General features: G+C 56.6%; 3 protein-coding genes (1 of these 3 cut by a window edge). 2 read left to right on the top strand and 1 reads right to left on the bottom strand.

Annotation, left to right across the window (positions count from 1 at the left end; all coding sequences use genetic code 11):
- Window positions 1–130: 130 nt before the first annotated feature.
- On the bottom strand, window positions 131–856 hold the full coding sequence (locus tag P8X75_14915; GenBank protein MEJ1996472.1) for a hypothetical protein: 726 nt from the start codon (window positions 854–856) through the stop codon (window positions 131–133).
- A 182-nt stretch (window positions 857–1,038) separates the two neighbouring features.
- On the opposite strand from P8X75_14915, the gene P8X75_14910 reads away from it, so the two are divergent.
- Window positions 1,039–2,124, top strand: a complete 1,086-nt coding sequence (locus tag P8X75_14910; protein MEJ1996471.1) for a CapA family protein — start codon at window positions 1,039–1,041, stop codon at window positions 2,122–2,124.
- Window positions 2,125–2,210: 86 nt separating this feature from the next.
- On the top strand, window positions 2,211–3,582 hold the 5' portion of the coding sequence (locus tag P8X75_14905) for an MFS transporter (protein ID MEJ1996470.1). 134 nt of this gene lie beyond the right edge of the window; the window shows 1,372 of its 1,506 coding nt (coding positions 1–1,372); the start codon lies at window positions 2,211–2,213; its stop codon lies beyond the right edge, outside the window.

The following is a 3,582-nucleotide window of genomic DNA, read 5'->3' as shown; positions in this document are numbered from 1 at the left end:
GGATTTTTTCCAAGGAACAGGGAAATTATTTGCCGTTTCAGGGAAATCTTCCGGTAACAGGCGGTGGATCGCCTTAGCCCTGAGTACCCGTGAGAAAAGGAAGAACGTAGAACTCCAGGAAGCGGAAAACTCATTTGGTTTTAAACCCGGATGCAATGCCTAAAAGAAGAAAGAGACCTGCAAGCGCGATGATCCCTGCGACCACCAAGACGCCGAGCACCACCTTTCCTACGACGGTGGCAGCCGTATCACCTTCCGCGTGGCATGAGGGAGCTGGCGACGCCTCCTGCAGGAGAGCGAGCTTCACATCACCGAGCCCCGAACTCGGGCCATTAGCGCCTGCCTGGGTCTCGGCATCCAGCTCGTTCTGAACATCCAAGCTGATATCAGTTCGGATTTTACCATCGACCTCCTGCTCCCTGACGACGGCCTCCAGGCTTCCTGCGTAGAGAGACCTTGAGGCCTCGGGAGCGACTTCCAAAACCAGGCCGTCGCAAGTCGCTTCACCCATCGCGACCAATTGATATCTGCCAGCGGGCAGGTCGAACGAAACCAGAGAGCCGTTCGAATAGGAGACGTTCTTTATCGCGTCAAACCCGTAACCGGCAGCCTTTTCCCGAGCCAGTGCGAGTTCACCCTCATCGCGAGCTTCATCATCGACTCCGCTGCCCTTCACAGTGACCCTGAGAGTCACACGGTGGAGCGTTTGATCTTGCTCGGGCGCCAAATCAGGTAAGTCCGCATAATCCGGGCTCGAGGGGGTGGTACAAGCGCTCAAGAAGAACACCGGGATCATAAAGAGCGTAATGCCTCTCCGCCAGTTCCTCGCAGTAATACCCTTGGGCTCGGCTCGCATCTTTTCCTCCTCTCGCTAGGACAGGAGCCAAGATTTCCGGGCGCCCGGGAAATTCAAAACGGAGAGGAACGCCAAGGAGTGGGTTGTACCGGCCGAGCAAACCTGCATTGCAACACAGCCCGCTTTGGATTTCCTGACCATACCCATGAAGGTTGCCTCAAACAGGACGCAGAGAGGCAGCCATGCAAAAGAATAAGTCAAACCCTCGAACCGCGCGGCTTTGCTTCGTTGGCGATATCATGCCCGGCCGCAAGATCTCTCGCGCCCTGCGTGCCAACCCCGGTCACGATATCTGGGGCAGGGCGCAATCGCTCCTAGTCTCGTGCGATGGTGTGATAGCCAACCTAGAGTCGCCTATTACCGAACATGGCGGCCGGTGGCGCGAAGGAATGAAAGCCTTTCGTTTCGCCGCCATCCCAGAGATTGGACCCGCCCTAAAGGACGCCAACATCTCCGCCCTTACCCTGGCCAACAATCATATCCTCGATCACGAGGAGACGGGTCTAAGAGATACTATCGAGCTGCTCGACAAACTGGGCATTAACCACTGCGGTGCCGGCAAGAACCTAGAGGAAGCTTGGCAGCCTGCTTGGTTCCAGGCAGGCGACGCATGCGTCTTGATGATCAGCTTCACCGACAACATGCCTGAATTTGCAGCCCAGCCCGGAAAGGGCGGCACAGCATTCATGAGAGTTGGTGAGGAGCCCCATCAGCTTGCCTTGATTGAGGCACTGATCCGCAACGAAAGGCGGAACGGGGCGGACTGCATCATCCTTTCGCTTCACTGGGGCATTAATTTGAGGCCTGGGCCGTCCAAGCGTTTCAGGCGGTTTGCACGCCAAATGATCAGCTTGGGCGTCGATATCGTCCACGGCCACTCGGCCCACCTGCTTCACGGCATCGAGCTCTATCAAGGTGGTGTGATTCTCTATGACACCGGTGATTTCCTCGACGACTACTGGATATTCCCCGGAATTCGAACGGATCGCGGTGGGGCTTTCATCATCGACCTGGAGCGCGGCAAACCGCACCGAATCGAGTTTCATCCGATCAAGCAACAAAGGCTCGCAACGGATTTGGCCGAAGGTGCGGAGGCTGAGCGCATTCTAGAGCTGGTTCAGCGCAAGAGTGCAGCTCTCGGCACACCGCTGCAACGAAGCGGTCAGAAACTTGTTGCTAACGTGGGCGGTGCTTGGACAACCGCATCATCAGGCGATCTTTTCCGTCTCCCCCCTGGCGCTTCCGTACTGAGGGAGGACTCCAAGTGACTCGCGCAACTCTCCGAGAGCGGAATTATCTCAGCCTCCTGACTTCACAAACCCTGGGGTCGCTGAACGATAATCTTTTCAGGATCGTGGTCTCTCTGCTCGCGGTTCGCACAGTATCCAGCGAGAGCATAGGTGGCTATCTAACCACCACTACGCTGGTTTTCAGCTTACCCTACCTGATCTTCTCACTGCCCGCGGGGCGCCTAGCCGACGCTTGCTCGAAGCCAGTACTGCTGAAATCTATTAAGGCGGCGGAGATTGCTATCATGTCGCTCGCTCTCATCGCCTTCTTGAGGTTGGAAATAGAGGCGAGCGAGGAGGCGCTCTGGATCTTACTGTTTGTGCTCTTCCTCATGGCCGTGCAGTCGGCTTTCTTCAGCCCAGCCAAGCTAAGCTATCTTCCCGAGATCGTGCCTCACCACACTCTAACCAAAGCCAACGGCGTCATGGAGCTATGCCGCTATGGAGCATTGATTCTTGGCACAGCCCTTGGCGGCATACTCCTCGAACATTGGGCTGACAGTCTCCCCCGCCTGGGTGTGGCAATGATCGTGATCGCGGTGGCCGGCTTCCTTTTCATTCTTCTGCTGCGACAGAAACCCGGCTCCGCCGGTCGCGCGCGGTCAACTTCCTCCCAGGTCAACCTGAAAAGAGGCTGGGAGGCGATTCGCAAAGGTCAGCATCTGACGCTCGCCGTTCTCTCCATGGCCTTGTTCGAGGGGCTCGGCACTCTTGTCATGTTATCGCTGCTGCTGCTGGCAAAGGAAGATCTCGCAGTAGGAGATGATGCAGCCGGCGCAATGGCTGCGGTGCTCGGATTGGGGATAGGTGTCGGCAGCCTGCTGTCGAGTCCGCTCTCAGGCCCAAAAATCGAGGTCGGTCTGACACCAATGGCGGCTCTCGGGCTTGCGACCTGCCTAATACTCATGGGCATTCCTGACAGCGGCTTTCCAGTGATGCTCGGACTCTCACTCCTGCTGGGTATATTTGGAGGTATCTATCTGGTGCCTTTCTGTGCCTGGATACAGCACCATCCTCCCGCCGAAACCCGTGGCATGGTCATCGCTGCCAGCAACTTCATCAGTATGGCCGCCGTCCTCTTTGCCTCTCTTTGGCTTTGGATTCTCCACGACCTGCTGGCGATTGATGCTCGCGGAATCTTCTTGCTCGCTGCGGCTTGTATCTTGCTGTTCACCATAGGGGCGCTAATTTCCAGCCGAAGCTATCTTCGACGGCTGAAGCTTTTTGCGAACTCTCTGCTGAATCTAAGACTCTCTATTGAAGGAGTGGAGAATCTACCCGAGCGGTCACCGCTGGTGTTGCTCTGCCCGTATCCGCAGCAAAATCTTCCCGATCTGATCGATTACTGCTTCGACCGGCCGACACTGCATCTCTCTCAGACAGGCGCGACCTCATTTGAAGATATCGTCCGCCTGCTTGGCGCTGAAGATTTGTCTG

It is taken from the genome of Limibacillus sp. (assembly GCA_037379885.1).
In the GTDB taxonomy this organism is placed as follows: domain Bacteria; phylum Pseudomonadota; class Alphaproteobacteria; order Kiloniellales; family CECT-8803; genus JARRJC01.
This window is presented reverse-complemented; position numbering and strand designations above follow the sequence as displayed.